The following is a 24,145-nucleotide window of genomic DNA, read 5'->3' on the forward strand; positions in this document are numbered from 1 at the left end:
CCGCGGCAATGCCGGCGCCCTGGACGAAGGAACGACGTTCCATGGATCGGTCTCCTGAGGAAAGTTAAAGCTCGAATCGCTTCTGAGGCGAGGTGCGCCGGATTCTAGAAGTGGGTCGCGCATCGGCCGTAAGTGGTTCCACAGTCCCGATGTCGGGGGCAGGGTCAACACGGGGCGGCACAGCGGAGCCATGCCGCCCCCCTTCTCTCCGCCAAAGAAAAAGGGCCTCGCCGAAGCGAGGCCCTGCGCGCCGGGAAGCCCGATCGGGCCGCTCAGACCTTCGCGCCCTGCAGGTTGGCCGACTGCATGTAGCGGTCGAACTGCGCCTCGGTGAAGCGGAACCACATGTTCTGGTCGCGGCGGAAGTTGGCGTAGTCGCTGTAGACCTTCTTCCAGTTCGGGTTCGACGCGGACAGCTCGTCGTACAGCGCCATCGAGGTCTTGAAGGCCGCGTCCATCACGTCCTTCGGCAGCGGCTTGAGCTGCACCTTCTGCGCCACGAGCTGCTTGAGCGCGGCCGGGTTGCGGCCGTCGTACTTGGCCTGCATGTCCACGTGCGCATAGGCCGCCGCCGTCTCGACGATCGCCTTGTACTCCGCCGACAGGCCCTCGTAGGCCTTGCTGTTGATGAAGAAGTCGAGCTGCGGGCCGCCCTCCCACCAGCCGGGGTAGTGGTAGACCGGCGCGACCTTGTTGAAGCCGAGCTTGAGGTCGTCGTAGGGGCCGATCCACTCGGCCGCGTCGATCGTGCCCTTCTCCAGCGCCTGGTAGATCTCGCCGCCGGGGATGTTCTGCGGCACGCCGCCCATGCGCCGGATCACCTCGCCGGCGAAGCCGCCGACCCGGAACTTCAGGCCCTTCACGTCGGCGAGCGACTTGATCTCCTTGCGGTACCAGCCGCCCATCTGCGCGCCGGTGTTGCCGCCGGGGAAGTTGACGATGCTGTACTGCGCGTAGAACTCGCGCATCAGCTTCAGGCCGTTGCCCTCCATCATCCACGCCGTCATCTGGCGCGAGTTCAGGCCGAAGGGGATCGCGGTGCCGAGCGCGAAGGTCGGGTCCTTGCCGAAGAAGTAGTAGGGCGCGGTGTGCGCCATCTCGACGGTGCCGTTCTGCACGCCGTCGACCACGCCGAACGGCGGCATCAGCTCGCCGCCCGGGTGCACCGAGATCTGGAACTTGCCGCCGGTCATCTCGCCGACCTTCTTCGCGAACACGTCGGCCGCGCCGAAGATCGTGTCGAGCGACTTCGGGAAACTCGAGGCCATGCGCCAGCGGATATTCGCTTGGGCGTGCACGATGGCCGGTGCGACGCCAGCGGCCAGCACGCCGGTCAGGCCGGCATTGCGAATGAATGAACGACGTTCCATGAAAAAGGATCTCCTCACAGGTTCACGAGGGTCTTGCCTGCCCGAAGGGACTCACCCCCCATTCGGGGGGTGTGCGGATTCTAGGAAATGCGGCCGCTCATTCCGGAAGGGTTTTCCCTTCGCGCGGGTTTGTCCTGCCTCAAAAGAAAAGGCCCCGCCGAAGCGGGGCCCGTGAGGCGAAGAACCGAGGGATTCGGCTCAGAGCTTGGCCGACTGCATGTAGCGGTCGAACTGCGCCTCGGTGAAGCGGAACCACAGGTTCTGCTCGCGGCGGAAGTTGGCGAAGTCGGTGTAGACCTTCTTCCAGTTCGGGTTCGACGCGGACAGCTCGCTGTAGATCTCCATCGCGGCCTTGAAGGCGCCGTCCATCACGTCCTTCGGCAGCGGCTTGAGCTGCACCTTCTGCGCCACGAGTTGCTTGAGCGCCGCCGGGTTGCGGCCGTCGTACTTGGCCTGCATGTCCACGTGCGCGTAGGCCGCCGCCGCCTCGACGATCGCCTTGTACTCGGGCGACAGCGCCTCGTAGGCCTTGTTGTTGATGTAGAGGTCGATCTGCGGGCCGCCCTCCCACCAGGCCGGGTAGTAGTAGAAGGGCGCGACCTTGTTGAAGCCGAGCTTGAGGTCGTCGTAGGGGCCGATCCACTCGGCCGCGTCGATCGTGCCCTTCTCCAGCGCCTGGTAGATCTCGCCGGCCGGCAGGTTCTGCGGCACGCCGCCGATGCGCTCGATCACCTTGCCGGCGAAGCCGCCGACGCGGAACTTCAGGCCCTTCATGTCGGCAAGCGACTTGATCTCCTTGCGGTACCAGCCCGCCATCTGCGCGCCGCTGTTGCCACAGGGGAAGTTGACGATGTTGTACTGCGCGTAGAACTCGCGCATCAGCTTCAGGCCGTTGCCCTCCATCATCCACGCCGTCATCTGGCGCGAGTTCATGCCGAAGGGGATCGCCGCGCCGAGCGCGAAGGTCGGGTCCTTGCCGAAGAAGTAGAAGGGCACGGTGTGCGCGGCCTCCACGGTGCCGTTCTGCACGCCGTCGACCACACCGAACGGGGGCATCAGCTCGCCGCCCGGATGCACCGTGATCTGGAACTTGCCGCCGGTCATGTCGCCGACCTTCCTGGCGAAGACCTCGGCACCGCCGTAGATGGTGTCGAGCGACTTCGGGAAGCTCGAGGCGATGCGCCAGCGGATATTCGCCTGGGCATGCACGATGGCCGGGGCCACGCCGGCAGCCAGCACGCCGGTCAGGCCGGCCGAGCGAATGAAGGAACGACGCTCCATGAAACCAATTCCTCAGATTTATTTGCCCGACACACTTTTTGGAGTGTGCAACCCAAATCCCTTTTGGGACTCGCGATTCTAGGAAGGGCCTTGAGTGACGCCCCTAGGGGTTTCCCATGCCGGGAAAGTCCGGAGGGTACACCTCACAGACTCGAGCATTTCTGCTCGCTCCGCAATGAAAAAGGCCCCGCAAAAGCGGGGCCTCTCGCGCTCGGAAGCGGTCGATCCGATCAGAGCTTGGCCGACTGCATGTAGCGGTCGAACTGCGCCTCGGTGAAGCGGAACCACAGGTTCTGGTCGCGGCGGAAGTTGTCGTAGTCGGCGTAGATCTTCTTCCAGGCCGGGTTCTTGTTCCCGATCTCGGCGTAGAGCGCCATCGCCTCCTTGAAGGCCTGGTCCATCACCGGCTTCGGGAAGGGCATGAGCTTCACCTTCTGCGCGACGAGCTGCTTGAGCGCGCCGGGGTTGCGCGCGTCGTAGAGCGCCTGCATGTGCACGTGCGCGTGCGAGGCCGCCATCTCCACCGCCGCCTTGTACTCGGACGGCAGCGCGGCGAAGGCCTTGCTGTTGATGAAGAAGTCGACCTGCGGGCCGCCCTCCCACCAGCCGGGGTAGTAGTAGAAGGGCGCGACCTTGTTGAAGCCGAGCTTGAGGTCGTCGTAGGGCGAGGTCCACTCGGCCGCATCGATCGTGCCCTTCTCCAGCGCCTGGTAGAGCTCGCCGCCGGGGATGTTCTGCGGCACGACGCCGAGGCGCTCGACCACCTTGCCCGCGAAGCCGCCGATGCGGAACTTCAGGCCCTTGAGGTCGGCGACCGTCTTGATCTCCTTGCGGAACCAGCCGGCCATCTGCGCGCCGGTGTTGCCGCCGGGGAAGTTGACGACGTTGTAGTCGGCGTAGAACTCGCGCATCAGCTTCAGGCCGTTGCCGTCGTACATCCACGCGGTCTGCTGGCGCGAGTTCAGCCCGAAGGGGATGCCCGAGCCGAGCGCGAAGGTGTCGTCCTTGCCGAAGTAGTAGTAGGGCACGGTGTGGCCCATCTCGACGGTGGCGTTCTGCACGCCGTCGAGCACGCCCAGCGGGGGCATCAGCTCGCCGCCGGGGTGCACCGTGATCTGGAACTTGCCGCCGGTCAGCTCGCCGACCTTGCGCGCGAACACCTCGCCGGTGCCGAAGAGCGCATCGAGCGACTTCGGGAAGCTCGAGGCCATGCGCCAGCGCAGGTTGGCCTGTGCGTGAACGATCGCCGGGGCGCTGCCCGCGGCCAGCACGCCTGCAATGCCGGCGCCTTGAATGAAGGAACGACGTTCCATGCTTTCTCTTCCTCAGGGTGGGTGCTGGAAGCCGGCGCCGTTCCGGTAGACGGGATGGGGCCCCTCGCGGCTTCCTGGGTGGGCAAAGGTTGACGATTCTAGTCAGCGCGGACCATTCCTGCCGATCGCAAGGCCGCCGGCCCCGGCAGGAACCGTCCGGCTCAGCTGCCGGCGACCTTCATGCGCTCGATCAGCACCGAGCCGATCGTCTTCGAGCCCATCGTGTAGGCGTCCGCGCCGACGGCGACGATGCTGCGCAGCATGTCGCGCAGGTTGCCGGCGATCGTGATCTCGTGGACCGGGTAGGCGATGCGTCCGTTCTCGACCCAGAAGCCCGCGGCGCCGCGCGAGTAGTCGCCGGTCACGTAGTTGACGCCCTGCCCCATCAGCTCGATCACGAACAGGCCGCGGTCGAGCTTCCTCAGCATCGCGTCGAGGTCGTCGCCCGGCGCGGTGAGACTGCTGCTCAGCGTCAGGTTCTGCGAGCCGCCGGCGTTGCCGGTGGTGCGCATGCCGAGCTTGCGCGCCGAGTAGCTCGAGAGGAAGTAGCCCTGCACCACGCCGTCCTTCACGACGGCGCGCGGCCGCGTCACGACGCCCTCGTCGTCGAAGGGCGCGCTGCCCTTGCCCTTGAGGACATGCGGGTCCTCGACGATCCCGATGTGCTCGGGGAAGACCTGGGTGCCGAGGCTGTCGAGCAGGAAGCTGGACTTGCGGTAGAGCGAGCCGCCGCTGACCGCTTGCACGAAGCCGCCGAGCAGCCCCGAGGCGAGCGTCGACTCGAACAGCACCGGGCATTCGCAGGTCGGGATCTTGCGCGACTTCAGCCGCGACAGCGCGCGCTCGGCGGCGTAGCGGCCCACCGCCTCGGGCGAGGCGAGGTCGGCGGCATCGCGCATCGAGCTGTACCAGGCGTCGCGCTGCATCCCGTCGCCGCGCCCGGCGATCGGCGCGACCGAGATCGAGTGGCGCGAGCTCGCGTAGCCGCCGCGGAAGCCCCGGCTGTTGGCGGCGAAGAAGTGCGACTGCTGCGCCGAGACGCCGGCACCCTCGGAGTTGGTGATGCGCCGGTCGGTCTCGAGCGCGGCGGCCTCGCAGCGGCGCGCGAGCTCCGCGGCACCCGCCGCGTCGATGTCCCAGGGGTGGAACAGGTCCAGGTCGCGCTCGGCGGCCTCGCCGAGCGCGAGGTCGGCCTCCTCGGGCAGGCCCGCGGCCGGGTCCTCGGCGGTGAAGCGCGCGATGTCGAAGGCGGCCTGCACCGTCTGGCGCAGCGCCTCGCGCGAGAAGTCCGAGCTGCTCGCGTTGCCGCGGCGCTGGCCGACGTAGACCGTCACGCCGATCGACTTGTCGCGGTTGCGCTCGACGTTCTCGATCTCGCCCTTGCGCACCGAGACCGACAGGCCCGCGCCCTCGGAGACCTCGACGCCGGCGTCGGTGGCGCCGAGTTGGCGGGCATGGTCCAGCGCATCCTCCACCAGATCACGGAATTGCTGCGGGGTGTAGGCAAAGCCGGCGGGACGGGTGGACGACTCGGTCTTGGGCATGAGGTGTGCAGGATGGGAATGCGGAAACGAGGTGCACGCAGGGCGTGCGCTCGCGACGAAGGCGCCCTCAGCTGCCCGCGACACCCGGGTCGCGGCGGGAGGGGAAACGGGCGCCGCCTTATCATACCGACCCACTTCATCGGCTGCTGTACATGCAGGACCACCTTCCAGACCCCCTTCCGGATGCCGACGACGACGGCACCGGCCGCCCCAGCAAGACCCAGCGCAAGAAGGCGATGCACGAGTTGCAGGACCTCGGCGAGGCGCTCGTCGCGCTGCCCGCCAACCGCGTCGAGGCGCTCGAGCTGCCCGAGTCGCTGCGCGACGCGCTGAAAGAGCTGCACCGCACGCGCTCCTTCGAAGGCAAGCGCCGCCAGATGCAGTACATCGGCAAGCTGATGCGCAAGGTCGATCCCGAGCCGATCCGCGAGGCGGTGGCCGCCTTCCAGCTCGGCCAGGCGAAGGACGCGCTGTCGCTGCACAAGGCCGAGGCCTGGCGCAGCGAGCTGATCCACGACGACGAGGCGCTGACGCGCTGGATGGGCGAGTTCCCGGGCAGCGACGTGCAGCAGCTGCGCAGCCTGATCCGCGCCGCGCGCAAGGACGCCGCGGCCGCCCCCGAGCAGCGCAGCGGCCGCGCCTTCCGCGAACTGTTCCAGTTCGTCAAGCAACACATCCTGGAGGGCGGACGTGAGCCCCAGTGACAGCGAATTCGACCGCGTGCGCATCGGCGTGGTCTCGGTCAGCGACCGGGCGTCGAGCGGCGTCTACGAGGACAAGGGCATCCCGGCGCTGCAGGACTGGCTCGTGCGCGCGGTGCGCAATCCCGTGGAGTGGGTCACGCGGCTGATCCCGGACGAGCAGGAGCAGATCAGCGCCGCGCTGCGCGCGCTGGTGGACGAGGCGCAATGCGACCTCGTGCTGACCACCGGCGGCACCGGCCCCGCGCCGCGCGACGTGACGCCCGAGGCGACGCTCGCGGTCGCCGACAAGGTGATGCCGGGCTTCGGCGAGCAGATGCGCCAGATCAGCCTGCGCTTCGTGCCGACGGCGATCCTGTCGCGCCAGGAGGCGGTGATCCGCGGCAAGGCGCTGATCATCAACCTGCCGGGGCAGCCGAAGTCGATCGCCGAGACGCTCGAGGGCCTGAAGGATGCGGACGGCAAGCCCGTGGTGCACGGCATCTTCGCCGCGGTGCCCTACTGCATCGACCTGATCGGCGGCCCCTACATCGAGACCGACCCGGCCGTGTGCGCGGCGTTCCGCCCGAAGTCGGCGCAGCGGCCGGCGCGTCCGGCCTGAGCCGGCACCGGGGGATCCCGGGCGGGCGGCAAGGTGCCGCCCCACCCTGCCGCCTGCGCGCAAGGCGAGGCGGCGGCAGGGGACTCACCTCGCGAAGTACACCACCGCGGTGACGACGCCCAGGCAGACCATGTTCAGCACCAGCCCGCAGCGCATCATCAGCGCCTGCGGCACATGGCCGGTGCCATAGGCGATCGCGTTGGGGGGCGTTGCCACCGGCAGCATGAAGGCGCAGGACGCGCTCACCGCGATCGCCGTGGCGAGCAGCGCCGGCGGCAGGCCCAGCTCGGCGCTCACGCTCATGAAGATCGGCACCAGCAGCGCCGCGCTCGCGGTGTTGCTGACGAGCTCGGTCAGCATCACGACGAAGGCGACGACCGCCAGCATCAGCACCAGCACCGGCGCGCCCTGCACCCAGCCGACGAGCTCCTGCGCGAGGAACTTGCTCGCGCCGGTCGAGCCCATCATCTGGCTCAGCGCCAGCCCGCCACCGAACAGCAGCAGCACGCCCCAGTGCGTGCCTCCCTCGATGTCGCGCCAAGTCACCGTGCGGGTCACGCACAGCGCGAGGATCGCCGCGAGCGCCACCACCGAATCGAAGTCGCCCTTGATGCCGAGCGCGGCCGACAGCGACGTGCCGCCGACCCAGCCCGCCACCGTGAGCGCGAAGATCACGAGCGCCGTCACGCGTCCGGCGGTCCACCCGATGGCCACCGGCTGCGTCTTGATGCGCCCGGCCAGCTGCGGGCGCAGCACCAGCCACAGGGACGCGACCATCAGCGGCAGCAGCAGCGCCACGATCGGCAGGCCGAAGCTCAGCCACTCGGCGAAGCTGATGCCGGCCTGGGCCGCGGCGATCGCGTTGGGCGGGCTGCCGACGAGCGTGCCGATACCACCGATGCTCGAGGCGTAGGCCAGGCCCAGCAGCAGGAAGACATAGGTGCGGGCATCGGGCTTCTCGCTGCTGCTGTTGAGCAGGCCCAGCGCGAGCGGCAGCATCATCGCCGCGGCGGCGGTGTTGCTGATCCACATCGACAGCAGCGCGGTGATCGCGAACAGCAGCAACGCGGCGGCCAGGAGCCGCCCGCCTGCCAGGCGCAGCACGCCGGCGGCCAGCATCCGGTCCAGGCCGTGCTTGACCAATGCGCTGGCGAGCGCGAAGCCGCCGAGGAACAGGAAGATGATCGGATTGGCGAAGGAGGCCAGCGCCTCGCGCGTGTTGAACACGCCGGCGAGCACGCAGGCCAGCGGGAGCAGCAGCGCGGTGACGGTCAGGTCCAACGCCTCGGTGAGCCACAGGCTCGCGATCAGGACGAACAGGGTCAGGCCCGTGCGCAGTTTCGGCTCCTCCGGGGCGAAGGCCCAGGTCAGCCCGGCGAGCAGGCAGCACAGGGCCAGCAAGGGCAGGCGGGACGGGAGCGACGGGCGGTTTTCCGACGCCGCGACGTTGTCAGGGTTTGCAGCAATTGTCATCTTGCAAATCCTACCCACCGCTTCCGCGGAGTTGCTGGTGCAATAGCGTATTGACAAAGCCGGCGCATCCTGAAAGCCACCCGCCCCCGGCAGGGATGCAGCGCCGGCACACGACGCGCCGGAAGCGGCGCGGCGCTCAGCCCGGGAACAGGCCCGGGGGGGCGGCCGTCATTTCACCAGCTGGTTCAGCCGCTCCGCGTCGAACTGCTCGGTGGTGTGCGCGTCGCTGGGCAGGCCGGCACGCGGCCCGCCGCAGGGCAGCGCCGAGAGCTTCTCGATCGCCTGCCACAGCAGCGCGATCTGGTGCTCCTGGCCGGCGGTCTGGTCGATCAGGCCCTTCATCGCCTGGGAGACCGGATCGTCCCCCTGCGTCAGGCCGTAGGCCGAGAAGCCCATGCGCTGCGCGGCCTCCTCGCGGCGCGTGTCGGTGTCCTTCTGCAGGATGCGCGCCGGGTTGCCGACCGCGGTGGCCCCGGGCGGCACCTCCTTGACCACCACCGCGTTGGAGCCGATGCGCGCGCCCTCGCCCACCGTGAAGGCGCCGAGCACCTGCGCGTTGGCGCCGACGATCACGCCCGGGCCGAGCGTCGGGTGGCGCTTGGCGCCGCGCGCGAGCGAGGTGCCGCCGAGCGTCACGCCCTGGTAGATCGTGCAGCCGTCGCCGACCTCGGCAGTCTCGCCGATCACGACGCCCATGCCGTGGTCGATGAAGACGCGGCGCCCGATCGTCGCGCCGGGATGGATCTCGATGCCGGTCAGGAAGCGGTTGAGGTGCGAGATGAAGCGCCCGAGCCAGCGCCAGCCGCGCTTCCAGCAGCCGTGCGCGCGGCGGTGCAGCACCAGCGCATGCAGCCCCGGATAACAGGTGAGCACCTCCCACTTCGATCGCGCGGCGGGGTCGCGCTCGAGGATGCAGGCGATGTCTTCACGCAGGTGCTCGAACATAGGGAAAAACCGGTTGGCAGATCGGTCAGTCTAGCAATCCGGCCGAAACCGCGTCGTCGTCGCAAGTCGCGGGGCGCGCGCCTCAGCGTCGCTCGGCCATCGCCTTGGCGATGCCGCGCAGGATGTGCACCTCCTCCTGCGTCAGCGCGGCGCGGTTGAAGAGCTGGTTCAGCCGCGGCATCAGCTTCTTCGGCGCGGCGGGGTCGAGGAAGCCGATCTCGACCAGCGAGCGCTCCCAGTGCGCGAGCAGGCCCTGCACCGCCTGCGCGTCGGCGAGCCGCGCGTCGGGCGTGCGCGGCTCGATGCCGAAGCCGCCGAGCGCCTGGCGCCAGTCGTAGGCGACGAGCTGCACCGCCTGCGCGAGGTTGAGCGAGCCGTAGGACGGCTCGGTCGGGATGCTCAGCACCGCGTGGCAGCGGTAGACATCCTCGTTGCTCATGCCGTGGCGCTCGGAGCCGAACACGAAGCCCACGCGGTGCGGGCCGTGCGCGAGCGTTGAAAAGAGTTCGCGCGGCGCGTGGGTGGGCGGGCCGAAGTCGCGCGGCGTCATCGCGGTGGCGCAGGCCCAGGTGACGCCTTCGAGCGCCGCGTCGAGCGTGTCGACGATGCGCGCGCGCACCAGGATGTCGGCCGCGCCGCTGGCCATCGCGACCGTGTCCTCGTGCACCAGCACGTCGGCGAAGCGCGGCCGCACCAGCACGAGGTCCGAGAAGCCCATCACCTTCATCGCACGCGCGGTGGCACCGACATTGCCGGGATGGCTGGTGTTGAGGAGGATGAAGCGCGTCGGATCCGTCATGCCGGTTCGGCCGCAGCCCGCGGCCGGGTAAAATCGCAGATTATCCTTGGGCGACGTGTTTGTGCCGCGCCCGCGCTCTTTCCTCCCGCCAGCCACCTCCCCCCATTTCCGAACAGGAACCGTTGCCCATGTCGCAAGCGCTCCACCCGATGCTCAACACGGCCATCAAGGCCGCCCGCGCTGCCGGCGCCATCATCAACCGGGCATCGCTCGACCTCGACGTGCTGACCGTGACGACCAAGTCGCACAACGACTTCGTCACCGAGGTGGACCAGGCTGCCGAACAGGCGATCATCGACACGCTGCTCACCGCCTACCCGGGCCACGGCATCCTCGCCGAGGAGTCGGGCCGCGAGCGCGGCGCGCGTCACAGCGACTACGTCTGGATCATCGATCCGCTGGACGGCACCACCAACTTCATCCACGGCTTCCCGGTCTACGCGGTCTCGATCGCGCTGGCCTTCCGCGGCAAGATCGAGCAGGCGGTGGTCTACGACCCGGCGCGCAACGACCTCTTCTACGCCACCAAGGGCCGCGGCGCCTACCTCAACGACAAGCGCATCCGCGTCTCCAAGCGCACCCGCATGCTCGAGTGCCTGATCGGCACCGGCTTTCCCTTCCGCAAGGGCGACAACTTCAAGCGCTATCTGAAGATGTTCGAGGAGGTCAGCCAGGCCTGCGCCGGGCTGCGCCGCCCGGGCGCCGCGGCGCTCGACCTGTGCTACGTCGCCGCCGGCTGGTACGACGGCTTCTTCGAGACCGGGCTGCAGCCCTGGGACATCGCCGCGGGCTCGCTGATCATCACCGAGGCGGGCGGGCTGATCGGCAACTTCACCGGCGAGTCCGACTACCTCTACCAGCGCGAGGTGGTCGCGGGCAACCCGCGCATCTACGGCCAGCTGGTGCAGATCCTGTCGCCCTACACCCGCGTGATCAAGGAGGACGAGGAGCCCGCCACCGCCACGACGGCGGCCGCAGGCGCGCCCGCGGCAGGCATCGACAGCGACGCGGCGGTAGCCGCGCTGACCGATGGCGCTGCGCCAGCCGCGCCTGCCGCCCCGGTCAAGAAGGTGCCGGTGCGCATCCGCAAGGAACAGGTGGCGGCCGAGCGCCAGGCGCAGGAGCAAGAGGAGGCGAAGCAGCGCCCGCCGGCTCGTCGCAAGAGCAAGGACGCGCCCTTCTGAACGGCGCCCTGCCGGGAAGCGAACGCCCCGCGGTGCGGGGCGTCGTCGAGGGCCGCGAGCCGCCGGGCGCCGCGCTCGCAGGCCCGGGAATCCGTGCCTAGTTCTGCTGCGTCTTGCCCCGGCTGTGGGTGCTGACGAATTTACCGACCTCGCGCTCGAAGGCGGCGAGCACCCGCTCGGGCAGCGGCTCGTACAGCAGGCCGACGCGCGCGACCTCGGCCTGCTGCTGGATCACGGTGGCCAGCGGCTCCGAATGGCCATGGGCTTGGACGTGCTTGAATGCACGCGTGACACACTCCAGCGCGAGCAGGGTGCCTCGCAGATCGTGGAGAGCGTCCAGGGCTTCGTCGGTGTTGGTCAAGATGGCATCCCTGCCGCGGCGCGGCGCATGTTTGCGAATTGCCTCTCCAGGGGCAATCGGCGTGCCCGCCCAGGCCGGGACGCCGGCGCCCGCCCCCCGGTTCGGGGGGAGCCGACCGTCCCGGACACTCCGCGACCCGAGTCCCGGCCCCCGAGCCAAGGAAAAGACCATGACCGAGCACAAGCAAGACGCCGATCCGGCACAGCCCTGCGGATTCGGCCTGTTCGAGGCGGGCGAGCTGCTCGTCGCCTTCCCCACCGATGCCAAGGCGCGCGAAGTGCTGCAGGCCTGCGAGCAGGACGGCTACCAGACCGACCGCCTGGTCAAGCGGCCGATCTTCCTTGCGCCGCCGCCGCCCGACGACGCCCGCCTCGCGGCGCTGGAGACCGAGCTGCAGCAGGCGCGACTCGAGCTCGCCGCGCTGCGCCGGCAGCGCGACGAGGTGCTGGCCGAACTGATGGGGCTGCGCGAGCGGCTGTAGCGGGCGCTCCCCGCCCCCCATGGCGCAGGGATCCTCCCGCCCACCCCCCCGAGCGCGGAGGTGAGGCTTGCCATCGCCCCCCTACTGTGATGCCGTCGGCGCCGTTCCCCTGGCACGGTGCCCGTCACAGCAGGGAGCAGTACATGGTGATGAGCGAGTTGGCCTTGGTGTTGCTGGCAGCCCTTCTCCCCGGCATGAAGGACGCGCAGCAGAGCTGCCTGAAGCCGGAGACCGCAGCGACCTCTCGGCAGCAGGCGGCTTGTGCCGGCGGGCCCCGCGCCGCAGGTGCGCCCTTGACGCACCTGGCGGCGCCTGCCGCGGACGCGGCCGGCACCGTTTCCGAGCCCCCCGCCGCGGCCCGCCGCCGCGGCAGGCAGACGGTGGCGCAGGACGACTCGGCGCCGCGATAGCGCCGCGCCGCAGCCGGCCCCGGTTTCCGCCCGGCCCCTGCGCAGGGCGGCACCCTTCACGATCGGGGCCGCCGTCTTGCCGCGGGGAGTGCGAAGCCACCGCCCGGAAGGCGGCGGGATGGTAAGGTGCGCGTTTGGCTGCGGCCGCAGTGCGGCGCGCGTCGATGGGCAGCACACTTCCCGGGTCACCGCACCGGACCGCTCGCGGCGGTCGGTTGCGGCCTTTCCGAACCGACGATGAACGGGAGGCCGGCCACGGCCCCCGGGGCGGCCGCGCGCCGCCCGGTGCGCCCGCGCGGCCGCAGAAGACCGAAGCGTCCCGAGGAGGGGCGCGGATCCGGAAGCAATCGCGGTGAAGAATCAAGAAACGACGAAAGCCGACTTCTCGGCCCACACGCCGATGATGGCGCAGTACCTGCGCATCAAGGCCGAGCATCCGGACACGCTGGTGTTCTACCGGATGGGCGACTTCTACGAGCTGTTCTACGACGACGCCGTCAAGGCCAACCGGCTGCTCGACATCACGATCACGACGCGCGGGCAGAGCGCCGGGCAGCCGGTGGTGATGGCCGGCGTGCCGGTGCACTCGGTCGAGGCCTACCTCGCCAAGCTGATCAAGCTCGGCGAGGCGGTGGCGATCGCCGAGCAGGTCGGCGACGTCGCGACCGCCAAGGGGCCGGTCGAGCGCAAGGTGGTGCGAGTCGTCACGCCCGGCACCGTCACCGACAGCGAGCTGCTCGCCGACAAGGCCGACACGCTGCTGCTCGCGGTCTGCAGCAAGGGCGCGACCTGGGGGCTGGCGTGGCTCGGCGTGTCGAGCGGCACGCTCGGACTGACCGAGTGCTCGGCGCGCGAGCTCGGGCCGTGGCTGGCGCGGCTCACCGCTGCCGAGCTGCTGATGCCCGCGGAAGCCGCGCTGCCCGAGGCGCTGCGCTTCACGCGCGCCGCGCTCACGCGCCGGCCGGCCTGGCAGTTCGACAGTTCCTTGGGCGCGCGCAAGCTCTGCGAGCAGCTGCGCGTGGCGAGCCTCGCCGGCTACGACGCACAGGACCTGCCGGTCGCCCACGCCGCGGCCGCGGCGCTGCTGTCCTATGCGGAGCACACGCAGGGGCAGTCGCTCGCGCACGTCAACACACTGTCGGTGGAACGCGCGAGCGAGCTGCTCGCGCTGCCGCCGGCGACGCACCGCAACCTGGAGCTGACGCAGACGCTGCGCGGCGAGGACAGCCCGACGCTGCTGTCGGTGCTGGATTCCTGCCGCACCGGCATGGGCAGCCGCGCGCTGCGCCGCTGGCTCACGCACCCGCTGCGCGAGCGACGCAGCGCGACGCAGCGCCACGAGGCGATCGAGGCGCTGATCGCGCACGGCCCCGAGCCGCTGCGCGAGCGGCTCAAGAACCTCAGCGACGTCGAGCGCATCACCGCGCGGCTGGCGCTGCGCCAGGTGCGCCCGCGCGAGCTGGCCGGGCTGCGCGCGACGCTGGCGCTGCTGCCCTCGCTCGTCGACGCGCTGCCCGCCACGCCCGCGCCGCTGCTGGCCGAGCTCGCCGAGGCCTTCAACCCGCCGCCCGAGCTCGCCGCGCGGCTGCAGGCCACGCTCGCCGAGGAGCCCGCCGCGATGGTGCGCGACGGCGGCGTGATCGCGCCGGGCTTCGACGCGGACCTCGACGAGCTGCGCGCGATCAGCCAGAACTGCGACGCCTTCCTGATCGACCTCGAGACGCGCGAGCGCGCGCGCAGCGGCATCCCGAACCTGCGCGTGCAGTTCAACCGCGTGCACGGCTTCTACATCGAGGTGACGGGCAGCTACCTGAGCCGCGTGCCGCTCGACTACCAGCGCCGCCAGACGCTGAAGAACGCCGAGCGCTACATCACGCCGGAGCTCAAGGCCTTCGAGGACAAGGCGCTCTCCGCCCAGGAGCGCTCGCTCGCGCGCGAGAAGATGCTCTTCGAGGCGCTGCTGGAGGAGCTGCAGGTGCACCTGCCGGCGCTCGGGCGGCTGGCGAGGTCGCTGGCCGCGCTAGACGCGCTCGCGGCGCTGGCCGAGCGCGCGGTGACGCTGAACTGGACCCGGCCGCAGTTCGTCAAGGAGCCCTGCATCGACATCGAGCAGGGGCGGCACCCGGTGGTGGAGGCGCGGCTGCTCGAGACCGGCAGCGGCCCCTTCATGCCCAACGACTGCCGGCTCGACGCGAACCGCCGCATGCTCGTCATCACCGGACCGAACATGGGCGGCAAGTCCACCTTCATGCGCCAGGTGGCGCTGATCGTGCTGCTCGCGGCGATGGGCTCCTACGTGCCGGCGGCGCGCTGCCGGCTCGGCCCCGTCGACGCGATCCACACCCGCATCGGCGCGGCCGACGACCTCGCCAACGCGCAATCGACCTTCATGCTCGAGATGACGGAGGCGGCGGCCATCATCCACAGCGCCACCGAGCAGTCGCTGGTGCTGATGGACGAGATCGGTCGCGGCACCTCGACCTTCGACGGCTTGGCGCTCGCGGGTGCGATCGCCAGCCACCTGCACGACCGCAACCGCAGCTTCACGCTGTTCGCGACGCACTACTTCGAGCTCACCGAGTTCCCGCTCAGGCACGACAAGGCGCTCAACGTGCACGTGTCGGCGGCCGAGTCGGGCGACGACATCGTCTTCCTGCACGAGATCCAGCCCGGCCCGGCGAGCCGCAGCTACGGCGTGCAGGTCGCGCGCCTGGCCGGCATGCCGCCGGCGCTGATCCGCCACGCCCGCGCCAGCCTCGAGGCGCTGGAGGCGCGCTCGCGCGCCGCCGAGACGCAGATCGACCTGTTCGCCGAGCCCGCGCCGGCCGCCGCGACGGAGACCGCCGAGCCGGCCGCACCGTCGCCGGCCGAGGCCTTGCTCGCCAGCATCCAGCCCGATACCCTCTCGCCGCGCGAGGCGCTCGACTTCCTCTACCGGCTCAAGGAACTCCAGGGAAAAAGCTCATGACCTACTGCGTCGCGATGCGACTGAACGACGGACTGGTCTTCCTGTCCGACTCGCGCACCAACGCCGGGCTCGACCAGATCAGCACCTTCCGCAAGATGACGGTGTTCGAGCAGCCGGGCGAGCGCATGATGGTGCTGCTCTCGGCCGGCAACCTCGCGATCACGCAGTCGGTCAAGCAGCTGCTGCGCACGCAGACGATCGACGGCGACGACGGCCCGGTGTCGCTGTGGAACGCGACGTCGATGTTCGACGCCGCGCGCATCGTCGGCACCGCGGTGCGCAAGGTGCACGAGCGCGACGCGGCGGCGCTCAAGCAGTTCGGCATCGACTTCAACGTCAGCCTGATCTTCGGCGGCCAGATCCGCGGCGAGCCGATGCGGCTCTTCAACATCTATGCCGCCGGCAACTTCGTCGAGGCCGGGGTCGACGGCGTGTGCTACTTCCAGATCGGCGAGTCGAAGTACGGCAAGCCGATCATCGACCGCGTCGTCACGCCCGAGACGCCGCTGGCCGAGGCCGCCAAGTGCGCGCTGGTGTCGATGGACTCGACACTGAAGTCCAACCTCTCGGTCGGGCTGCCGCTGGACCTGCTGGTCTACAAGGCCGACACCTTCGCCGCGCGGGACGTCGTGCACATCGACGAGAGCAACGCCTACTTCCAGATGATCCGCAGCAGCTGGGGCCAGCGCCTGCGCCAGGTGTTCGAATCGATCCCCGACCCGTCCTGGGGTCAGGAAGGCGCGAGCGGCATGCTCCCGCTGCGGGGCGTGTCGGGCGGCGGCCAGCCGCAGGCGATGCACCCGATGCGCGCGATCCATGCGCCCGAGGCCTGAGCCGCCGTGGCGACGATCGTCTTCTCGCACGCCAACGGCTTCCCGGCCGGCTGCTACCGGCAGGTCTTCGAGGCCTGGCGCGCCGCCGGCCACCGCGTGCTCGCGCTCGACAAGCTCGGCCACGACCCGCGCTACCCGGTCACGAGCAACTGGCCGAACCTGCGCGAGCAGCTGCTGCACTTCGTCGAGCACGAGACCGCCGGCGAGCCCGTGCACTTCGTCGGCCACTCGCTCGGCGGCTTCGTCAGCCTGCTCGCGGCGCTGCGCCGGCCGGAGCTCGCGCGCGGCGTCGTGCTGCTGGACTCGCCGGTGCTCTACGGCTGGAAGGCGCACAGCGTCGGCCTGTTCAAGGCCACCGGCTGGATCCGCCACGTCTCGCCCGGCCGGGTGTCGCAGCGGCGGCGCGAGCATTTCGCGTCGCCCGAGGAGGCGCTCGCGCACTACCGCGCCAAGCCCGCCTTCGCGCGCTGGGCGCCGGGCGTGCTGGAGGACTACGTGGCCTGCGGCTTCGAGCCCGCGGGCGGCCGTCAGTGCCTGAGCTTCCGCCGCGAGGTCGAGACCGACATCTACAACACGCTGCCGCACCACTGGACGCGGCTGCTGCGCCGCCATCCCCCCGCCTGCCCGGTGGCCTTCGTCGGCGGCACGAGCTCGGTCGAGGTGCGGCAGGTCGGCATGCGCGCGACCGGGGAGATCACGCGCGGCCGCGTCAGCTGGATCGAGGGCGGCCACCTCTTTCCCTTCGAGCGCCCGCAGGAAACGGCGCAGGCCGTGCTCGGCTGGCTGCAAGCCTTCGAACAGGCGCCCCGCGGGGCGGCCGCGGCGGCGGCCTGAACCCCGCGCCGCCCGACCCTGCGGCGCCGGTCGCGCAGGGTGGGGCCGGTATAATGCCCGTTTACCACCACAGCCCCCGTCCCCCCGGGGGCTGAATGCAATGACCAAGTTTGTCTTTGTCACCGGCGGTGTGGTGTCCTCGCTCGGCAAGGGCATTGCATCGGCCTCGCTGGCCGCCATCCTCGAATCGCGCGGTCTCCGGGTCACCCTCATCAAGCTCGATCCGTACCTGAACGTCGATCCGGGCACGATGTCGCCCTTCCAGCACGGCGAGGTCTTCGTCACCGACGACGGCGCCGAGACCGACCTCGACCTCGGCCACTACGAGCGCTTCATCACGACGCGCATGCGCCGCTCCAACAACTTCACCACCGGCCAGATCTACGAGTCGGTGCTGAGGAAGGAGCGCCGCGGCGAGTATCTCGGCAAGACGGTGCAGGTGATCCCGCACGTCACCAACGAGATCCAGGAATACGTCAAGCGCGGCGCCGGCATGGGCAGCGCCGACGCGGTGGACGTGGCGATCGTCGAGATCGGCGGCACGGTGGGCGACATCGAGTCGCTGCCCTTCCTGGAGGCCGTGCGCCAGATGAGCCTCAAGCTCGGCCCCAACAACAGCGCCTTCGTGCACCTGACCTACGTGCCGTGGATCGCGGCCGCCGGCGAACTGAAGACCAAGCCGACGCAGCACACGGTGCAGAAGATGCGCGAGATCGGCATCCAGCCCGACGCGCTCTTGTGCCGTGCCGACCGCCGCATCCCCGAGGACGAGCGCGAGAAGATCTCGCTGTTCACGAACGTGCCCGAGTGGGGCGTGATCTCGATGTGGGACGTCGACAGCATCTACAAGGTGCCGCGCATGCTGCACGAGCAGGGCCTCGACGGCCTGATCTGCGACAAGCTGCGCCTGAGCACGCCGCCGGCCAACCTGGCGCGCTGGGACGGCCTCGTGCGCGAGGTCGAGCAGCCCAAGCACCAGGTCACGATCGCGATGTGCGGCAAGTACACCGACCTGTCGGACTCCTACAAGTCGCTCAACGAGGCGCTGCGCCACGCCGGCATCCACAACCATGCCCGCGTGAAGATCGACTACGTCGACGCCGAGACGCTCAACGCCGACAACGTCGCGCAGCTCGGCCAGTACGACGCGATCCTGGTGCCCGGCGGCTTCGGCAAGCGCGGGGTGGAAGGCAAGATCCTCGCCGCCCAGTACGCCCGCGAGCACAAGCTGCCCTACCTCGGCATCTGCCTCGGCATGCAGGTCGCGACGATCGAGTACGCGCGCCACAAGGTCGGCCTGCACGGCGCCAACAGCACCGAGTTCGACCCCGACACGCCCTACCCTGTGATCGCGCTGATCGACGAGTGGCAGGACGCGAACGGCACGATCCAGCGCCGCGACGCGAACTCCGACCTCGGCGGCACGATGCGCCTGGGCGCGCAGAGCTCGGACGTCAAGCCCGGCACGCTCGCCCACGAGATCTACGGCCCGGTCGTCACCGAGCGCCACCGCCACCGCTACGAGGCCAACGAGAAGTACCTCGACCAGCTGCAGGCCGCCGGCCTCGTGATCTCGGCCATCACGCAGCGCGAGCGCCTCACCGAGGTGGTCGAGCTGCCGCGCGAGGTGCACCCGTGGTTCATGGGCGTGCAGTTCCACCCGGAATTCAAGTCCACGCCCTGGGACGGCCACCCGCTGTTCACCTCCTACATCAAGGCCGCCCTCGCCCACAAGGCCGAGCGCGGCAACAGCAGCGAACAGGCCGCGGCCTGAAGCCCGCGGACCGGGAGTACCGATGAAACTGTGCGGATTCGACGTGGGGCTGGACCAGCCCTTCTTCCTGATCTCCGGCCCCTGCGTGGTCGAGTCGGAGCAGCTGCAGATGGACGTGGCGGGCCAGCTCAAGGAGATCACCTCCGCGCTGGGCATCCCCTTCATCTTCAAGTCGAGCTACGACAAGGCCAACCGCTCCTCCGGCACCTCCTTCCGCGGCCCGGGCCGCGAGAAGGGCCTGGAGATCCTGGCCAAGGTGAAGCGCGAGATCGGCGTGCCGGTGCTCACCGACGTGCACACCGAGGAGGAGGTGGCCGAGGTCGCGGCCGTAGTGGACGTGCTGCAGACGCCCGCCTTCCTGTGCCGCCAGACCGACTTCATCCGCGCCGTCGCGCAGTCGGGCAAGCCGGTCAACATCAAGAAGGGCCAGTTCCTCGCGCCCGCCGACATGAAGAACGTGATCGACAAGGCCCGCGCCGCCGCGCGCGACAAGGGCCTGCCCGACGACGTCTTCATGGCCTGCGAGCGGGGTGCGAGCTTCGGCTACAACAACCTCGTCTCCGACATGCGCAGCCTCGCGATCATGCGCGACACCGGCGCGCCGGTCGTCTTCGACGCGACGCACTCGGTGCAGCTGCCCGGCGGCCAGGGCACGAGCTCGGGCGGGCAGCGCGAGTTCGTGCCGGTGCTGTCGCGCGCGGCGGTGGCGGTCGGCGTCGCGGGCCTCTTCATGGAGACGCATCCCGATCCGGCCAACGCGCTGAGCGACGGCCCGAACGCGGTGCCGCTGGCGCGCATGAAGGAGCTGCTGTCGACGCTCGTCGAGCTCGACCGCCTGGTCAAGCGCCAGCCGCTGCTCGAGAACAACTTCAGCTGACCCCCGGAAGGCCCGCATGAGCGCCCTGATTATCGCCGACGTCACGATCACCGACGAGACGCAGTACGCCGAATACCGCAAGTGGTCGACGCAGGCGATGCAGGCGCACGGCGCCGAGGTGCTGGTGCGCGGCGGCCGCGTCGAGACGCTCGAGGGCGGCTGGCAGCCCGGCCGCATCGTGGTGCTGAAGTTCCCCTCGGTCGAGCGGGCTCGCGCCTTCTACGACTCGCCCGAGTACGGCCGCGCGCGCAGTGCCCGCGAAGGGGCCGCGATCATGCGCATGATCCTGGTCGAAGGCGTGTAAGCTGCCCGCCGCCGCGCAGCGCGCGCCGCGAGCGGCGGCCGCCCTGCCCTCCCCGAATCCCTTGACTAGCAAAAAGAGGAAGACTGCATGAGTGCCATCGTTGACATCGTCGGCCGCGAGATCATCGACAGCCGGGGCAACCCGACCGTCGAGTGCGACGTGCTGCTGGAATCCGGCACGATGGGCCGCGCCGCGGTCCCGTCGGGCGCGTCCACCGGCTCGCGCGAGGCGATCGAGCTGCGCGACGGCGACAAGGGCCGCTACCTGGGCAAGGGCGTCCTGAAGGCGGTCGAGCACATCAACACTGAGATCTCCGAGGCCGTGCTGGGCCTGGACGCGTCCGAGCAGGCCTTCCTCGACCGCACGCTGCTGGACCTCGACGGCACCGAGAACAAGTCGCGCCTGGGCGCGAACGCCACGCTGGCGGTCTCGATGGCCGTGGCCCGCGCCGCCGCCGAGGAATCCGGCCTGCCGCTGTACCGCTACTTCGGCGGCATGGGCGGCATGCAGCTGCCGGTGCCGATGATGAACGTCATCAACGGCGGCGCGCACGCCAACAACAACCTCGACCTGCAGGAGTTCATGATCCTGCCGATCGGCGCGCCCTCCTTCCGCGAGGCGATCCGCTACGGTGCCGAGGTCTTCCACGCGCTCAAGAAGATCATCCACGACAAGGGCATGAGCACCGCCGTGGGCGACGAGGGCGGCTTCGCCCCGTCCGTCGCGAGCCACGAGGCCGCGATCCAGCTGATCCTGGAAGCGATCGATCGCGCCGGCTACACCGCCGGCGAGCAGATCGCGCTGGGCCTGGACTGCGCCGCCAGCGAGTTCTACAAGGACGGCAAGTACCACCTCGAGGGCGAGGGCCTGCAGCTCAGCGCCGAGGCCTGGACCGACATGCTCGCCACCTGGTGCGACAAGTACCCGATCATCTCGATCGAGGACGGCATGCACGAGGGCGACTGGGCCGGCTGGGCCCACCTGACGCAAGCCCTGGGCAAGAAGGTGCAGCTGGTGGGCGACGACCTGTTCGTCACCAATACCAAGATCCTGCGCGAGGGCATCGACAAGGGCATCGCCAACTCGATCCTCATCAAGATCAACCAGATCGGCACGCTCACCGAGACCTTCGCCGCGATCGAGATGGCCAAGCGCGCGGGCTACACCGCCGTCATCAGCCACCGCTCGGGCGAGACCGAGGACTCGACGATCGCCGACATCGCCGTGGGCACCAACGCCGGCCAGATCAAGACCGGCTCGATGAGCCGCAGCGACCGCATCGCCAAGTACAACCAGCTGCTGCGCATCGAGGAAGACCTGGGCGACATCGCCAGCTACCCGGGCCGCGCGGCCTTCTACAACCTGCGCTGAAGCGCAGGCGCGCTGCTGAACCGGGCTCCTCATGCGGCTGTTGACGATCGCGCTGCTTGCGATGCTGCTGTGGGTGCACGGCGAGCTCTGGTTCGGCCGCTTCGGAGTGAATCGCGTGACCGAGCTGCGCGAGCGGCTCGAGACGCAGGAGGCGCGCAATGCGCGCGCGCGCGAGCGCAACGCGCGCCTGGCTGCCGAGGTGCGCGACCTGAAGGACGGCCTGGAGATGGTCGAGGAGCGGGCCCGCTACGAGCTCGGCATGGTGCGGCCCAACGAGATCTACGTGCACGTGATGCCGCCCCCGGCTGCGCCTTCGCCCTGAGGGCCGCGCCCTCCCCCGCGACGGAGCCTTCGGGCTCCGTCTTCGTTTTCCGATGCCGATGAACGAGCTTTACCCGCTGCTGGAGGCAATGTTCGCCCCCGCCTTCACCGCCTGGGACGCCCCCGTCACCTGGCTGGAGATCGCCGCCTTCGCGATGGCGGTGGCGATGGTGGTGTGCAACATGCGCGTCAACGCGCTGGCCTGGCCGCTCGCGATCGGCAGCTCGCTGCTCTACTTCCTGCTGTTCTGGCGCTACCGGCTCTACGGCGAGGCGGGCCTGCAGCTCTTCTTCGCCGCGGTGGCCGTGTGGGGCTGGTGGCAGTGGCTGCGCGGCACGCAGCACGACGGCCGGCCGCTGCGCGTGCGCGCGCTGCCGGCGCGCGGCCGACTCGCGGCGCTGGCCGCGGCGCTGCTCGCGTGGCCGCTGCTCGGCCTCTTCCTCGACCGCATGAGCGACAGCGACGTGCCCTGGTGGGACGCGTTCCCGACCGCGGCGAGCGTGCTCGGGCAGTTCCTGCTCGCGCGCAAGTACCTCGAGAACTGGCCGGTGTGGGTCGTCGTGAACCTCGTCAGCGTCGGGCTGTTCGCCTGGAAGGGGCTGTGGCTGACGGTGCTGCTCTACGCGCTCTTCGTCGTGATGTCCTTCGCCGGCTGGCGCGCCTGGGCCCGGCTGGCACGGGGCACCGCCTGATGGCCGCCGCCCCGGTCGTCGCGCTGCTCGGCGCCGAGAGCACCGGCAAGACCACGCTCGCGCTCGCGCTCGCCACCGACTTGCGCGCCGCGGGCCGCGACGTGGGCGTGGTGCCGGAGTACCTGCGCGAGTTCTGCGACGCGGCCGGCCGCACGCCGCGGCCCGACGAGCAGACCGCGATCGCCGCCGAGCAGACGCGGCGCATCGCCGAGGCGGCCTCGCGTCACGAACTGGTGATCGCCGACACCACCGCGCTGATGACGGCGGTCTACAGCGACCACCTGTTCGGCGACGCCTCGCTGATCCCGGGCGCGCTGCAGGCCCATGCCGGCTGCGCGCTGACGCTGCTGACCGGCCTGGACCTGCCCTGGCAGGCCGACGGCCTGCAGCGCGACGGCCCGCAGGTGCGCGCGCCGGTGGACGCGCGCATCCGCGCGCTGCTGCAGCAGGGCGGGCTGCCCTTCAGCGTCGTCTACGGCCGTGGCGAGGCGCGCGTGCGGCACGCGATGCGCGCGCTCGAGGGCCTGCTCGGCCGGCTGCACCGCGGCGATGGAGGCTCCGGCGGCGAGCCGCAGGGCCCGGTGCGCTGGCGCCTCAAGTGCCGCGACTGCGAGCAGGCCGACCCGGCCGCCGAGGACTGCGCCCACGGCCTGTTCGGCGGGCTGCTGAACCGCACGGCCGGCGGGGAGGGCTGAGGGCGCCGGCCGCTGCCGCGGCCAGGCCTCACTGCACCGCGCTCGAGCTCGGCGGGTGGTTCTGGCCGGGCGTGAACAGCTCGCCCACGTCGACCGTGTCGAAGTGGTAGTGCGCGCCGCAGAAGTCGCAGGAGATCTCGACGCGGCCCTGCTCGGCGATGATGTCGTCGACCTCCTCGCGGCCGAGCCCGCGCAGCATCTGGCCGACGCGCTCGCGCGAGCAGGTGCAGGCGAAGCGCGGGCCGTCCTCGCCGCGCAGCGGCTCGAAGCGCAGCACCTGCTCCTCCCAGAACAGGCGGTGCAGCACCGTCTCGGCGTCGAGCGTCAGCAGCTCCTCCGGGGTCAGCGTCGCGGCCAGCATCGCGACGCGGTTGAAGCCCTCGGACAGGCCGATGTCGTCCTCGTTGCGCGCGCCGCCGATGTTGCCCTCGCCCTCGACCGGCAGGCGCTGGATCAGCAGGCCCGCGGCGACCTCGTCGTTGGCGGCGAGGATCAGCCGCGTGTCGAGCTGCTCGGACTGCAGCATGTAGTGCTCGAGCACCTGCGACAGCTGCTGCAGCGGCTCGCGCTGGTCGCCGTGCAGCGGCACGACGCCCTGGTAGGGCTGCTGGCCCGGCAGCTTGTCCTTGGGGTCGAGCGTGATCGCGCAGCGGCCCTGGCCGTGCACGTTCAGCATCGCCTCGAGCTGCGCGTCCTCGGCCACCTCGCCCACCACCTTGGCGGTGGCGCGCACGGCCAGGTCCGGCTGCACCTCGGCGACCGCGAGCTTGACCGGGCCGTCGCCGAAGACCTGCAGCACCAGCGCGCCGTTGAACTTGATGTTCGACTGCATCAGCACGCCCGCCGCGGCCATCTGGCCGAGCAGCGAGCGCACCGGCGCCGGGTAGCTGCCGGCCTGCTCGCGGCGGCGCAGCATGTCCTGCCACGCATCGGTCAGGCGCACGAGCATGCCGCGCACCGGCAGGCCCTCGAACAGGAATTTGTGGAGTTCGCTCGGGGGGGTGATGTTCACG

23 protein-coding genes are annotated in these 24,145 nt (G+C 70.2%); 14 read left to right on the top strand and 9 right to left on the bottom strand.

Annotated features, from left to right (window positions below; translation table 11 throughout):
• Positions 1–272 precede the first annotated feature (272 nt).
• From D3A59_RS14815 to pmbA, 4 genes are all read right to left on the bottom strand, one after another.
• Positions 273–1,370 (bottom strand): TRAP transporter substrate-binding protein, encoded by a 1,098-nt coding sequence (locus D3A59_RS14815; protein WP_119155720.1) that lies wholly within the window; start codon positions 1,368–1,370, stop codon positions 273–275.
• Positions 1,371–1,568: 198 nt separating this feature from the next.
• Positions 1,569–2,651, bottom strand: coding sequence for a TRAP transporter substrate-binding protein (locus D3A59_RS14820; protein ID WP_119155721.1), 1,083 nt, complete (start codon positions 2,649–2,651; stop codon positions 1,569–1,571).
• 230 nt (positions 2,652–2,881) lie between these two features.
• The gene (locus D3A59_RS14825) at positions 2,882–3,964 is read right to left on the bottom strand and encodes a TRAP transporter substrate-binding protein (protein WP_119155722.1); all 1,083 of its coding nucleotides are present in this window, start codon (positions 3,962–3,964) and stop codon (positions 2,882–2,884) included.
• A 161-nt stretch (positions 3,965–4,125) separates the two neighbouring features.
• Positions 4,126–5,508, bottom strand: a complete 1,383-nt coding sequence (gene pmbA / locus D3A59_RS14830; protein WP_119155723.1) for a metalloprotease PmbA — start codon at positions 5,506–5,508, stop codon at positions 4,126–4,128.
• 152 nt (positions 5,509–5,660) lie between these two features.
• On the opposite strand from pmbA, the gene yjgA reads away from it, so the two are divergent.
• Both yjgA and mog read left to right on the top strand, forming a co-directional pair.
• Positions 5,661–6,212, top strand: a complete 552-nt coding sequence (yjgA, locus tag D3A59_RS14835; RefSeq protein ID WP_119155724.1) for a ribosome biogenesis factor YjgA — start codon at positions 5,661–5,663, stop codon at positions 6,210–6,212.
• Positions 6,199–6,810: a molybdopterin adenylyltransferase gene (mog, locus tag D3A59_RS14840; RefSeq protein WP_119155725.1), complete on the top strand. Its 612-nt coding sequence runs from the start codon at positions 6,199–6,201 to the stop codon at positions 6,808–6,810. The genes yjgA and mog overlap by 14 nt, the downstream gene beginning before the upstream one ends.
• 84 nt (positions 6,811–6,894) lie before the next feature.
• Here the strand turns inward: mog and D3A59_RS14845 are convergent, their stop codons facing one another.
• The 3 genes from D3A59_RS14845 to D3A59_RS14855 form a co-directional block, all read right to left on the bottom strand.
• Positions 6,895–8,283, bottom strand: a complete 1,389-nt coding sequence (locus D3A59_RS14845) for a DASS family sodium-coupled anion symporter (RefSeq protein WP_119155726.1) — start codon at positions 8,281–8,283, stop codon at positions 6,895–6,897.
• 168 nt (positions 8,284–8,451) lie between these two features.
• Positions 8,452–9,228, bottom strand: coding sequence for a serine O-acetyltransferase (cysE, locus tag D3A59_RS14850; RefSeq protein WP_119155727.1), 777 nt, complete (start codon positions 9,226–9,228; stop codon positions 8,452–8,454).
• 82 nt (positions 9,229–9,310) lie between these two features.
• Entirely contained in the window at positions 9,311–10,027 is a 717-nt protein-coding gene (locus D3A59_RS14855) for an RNA methyltransferase (RefSeq protein WP_119155728.1), read from the bottom strand.
• 128 nt (positions 10,028–10,155) lie between these two features.
• Between D3A59_RS14855 and D3A59_RS14860 the strand changes: the two genes are divergently transcribed.
• The gene (locus tag D3A59_RS14860) at positions 10,156–11,211 is read left to right on the top strand and encodes an inositol monophosphatase family protein (RefSeq protein WP_119155729.1); all 1,056 of its coding nucleotides are present in this window, start codon (positions 10,156–10,158) and stop codon (positions 11,209–11,211) included.
• Between the two features lie 97 nt (positions 11,212–11,308).
• Here D3A59_RS14860 and D3A59_RS14865 read toward each other — a convergent pair whose 3' ends face one another.
• Positions 11,309–11,572 carry a hypothetical protein gene (locus tag D3A59_RS14865; protein ID WP_119155730.1) on the bottom strand — a complete coding sequence of 88 codons (264 nt, stop codon included), beginning with the start codon at positions 11,570–11,572 and terminating at the stop codon, positions 11,309–11,311.
• 169 nt (positions 11,573–11,741) lie between these two features.
• Between D3A59_RS14865 and D3A59_RS14870 the strand changes: the two genes are divergently transcribed.
• The 11 genes from D3A59_RS14870 to D3A59_RS14925 all read left to right on the top strand — a co-directional run bounded on the left by D3A59_RS14870 (position 11,742) and on the right by D3A59_RS14925 (position 23,132).
• Positions 11,742–12,053 carry a hypothetical protein gene (locus tag D3A59_RS14870; protein WP_119155731.1) on the top strand — a complete coding sequence of 104 codons (312 nt, stop codon included), beginning with the start codon at positions 11,742–11,744 and terminating at the stop codon, positions 12,051–12,053.
• Positions 12,054–12,863: 810 nt separating this feature from the next.
• Positions 12,864–15,431, top strand: a complete 2,568-nt coding sequence (mutS, locus tag D3A59_RS14880) for a DNA mismatch repair protein MutS (protein WP_119155733.1) — start codon at positions 12,864–12,866, stop codon at positions 15,429–15,431.
• Entirely contained in the window at positions 15,428–16,264 is an 837-nt protein-coding gene (locus tag D3A59_RS14885; RefSeq protein ID WP_240636070.1) for a proteasome-type protease, read from the top strand. The genes mutS and D3A59_RS14885 overlap by 4 nt, the downstream gene beginning before the upstream one ends.
• 6 nt (positions 16,265–16,270) lie before the next feature.
• On the top strand, positions 16,271–17,098 hold the full coding sequence (locus D3A59_RS14890) for an alpha/beta fold hydrolase (RefSeq protein WP_119155734.1): 828 nt from the start codon (positions 16,271–16,273) through the stop codon (positions 17,096–17,098).
• 100 nt (positions 17,099–17,198) lie between these two features.
• Positions 17,199–18,872, top strand: a complete 1,674-nt coding sequence (locus tag D3A59_RS14895) for a CTP synthase (protein WP_119155735.1) — start codon at positions 17,199–17,201, stop codon at positions 18,870–18,872.
• 22 nt (positions 18,873–18,894) lie between these two features.
• Complete coding sequence (gene kdsA / locus D3A59_RS14900) at positions 18,895–19,749, top strand: 3-deoxy-8-phosphooctulonate synthase (RefSeq protein ID WP_119155736.1); 855 nt, start codon at positions 18,895–18,897, stop codon at positions 19,747–19,749.
• Between the two features lie 16 nt (positions 19,750–19,765).
• Entirely contained in the window at positions 19,766–20,053 is a 288-nt protein-coding gene (locus D3A59_RS14905; protein WP_119155737.1) for a DUF1330 domain-containing protein, read from the top strand.
• A gap of 87 nt (positions 20,054–20,140) precedes the next feature.
• The gene (gene eno, locus D3A59_RS14910) at positions 20,141–21,424 is read left to right on the top strand and encodes a phosphopyruvate hydratase (protein ID WP_119155738.1); all 1,284 of its coding nucleotides are present in this window, start codon (positions 20,141–20,143) and stop codon (positions 21,422–21,424) included.
• Between the two features lie 31 nt (positions 21,425–21,455).
• On the top strand, positions 21,456–21,746 hold the full coding sequence (gene ftsB, locus D3A59_RS14915; protein ID WP_119155739.1) for a cell division protein FtsB: 291 nt from the start codon (positions 21,456–21,458) through the stop codon (positions 21,744–21,746).
• Positions 21,747–21,804: 58 nt separating this feature from the next.
• Positions 21,805–22,437, top strand: coding sequence for a nicotinamide riboside transporter PnuC (gene pnuC, locus D3A59_RS14920; protein ID WP_119155796.1), 633 nt, complete (start codon positions 21,805–21,807; stop codon positions 22,435–22,437).
• A complete protein-coding gene (locus tag D3A59_RS14925) occupies positions 22,437–23,132 on the top strand; it encodes an AAA family ATPase (RefSeq protein WP_119155740.1) in 696 nt (231 codons plus the stop codon). Before pnuC ends, D3A59_RS14925 begins: the two co-directional genes overlap by 1 nt.
• 28 nt (positions 23,133–23,160) lie before the next feature.
• Here D3A59_RS14925 and hslO read toward each other — a convergent pair whose 3' ends face one another.
• Positions 23,161–24,144 carry an Hsp33 family molecular chaperone HslO gene (gene hslO / locus D3A59_RS14930; protein ID WP_272868076.1) on the bottom strand — a complete coding sequence of 328 codons (984 nt, stop codon included), beginning with the start codon at positions 24,142–24,144 and terminating at the stop codon, positions 23,161–23,163.
• Position 24,145 lies beyond the last annotated feature (1 nt).

This window comes from Caldimonas tepidiphila (assembly GCF_003569765.1).
GTDB lineage: Bacteria > Pseudomonadota > Gammaproteobacteria > Burkholderiales > Burkholderiaceae_C > Caldimonas > Caldimonas tepidiphila.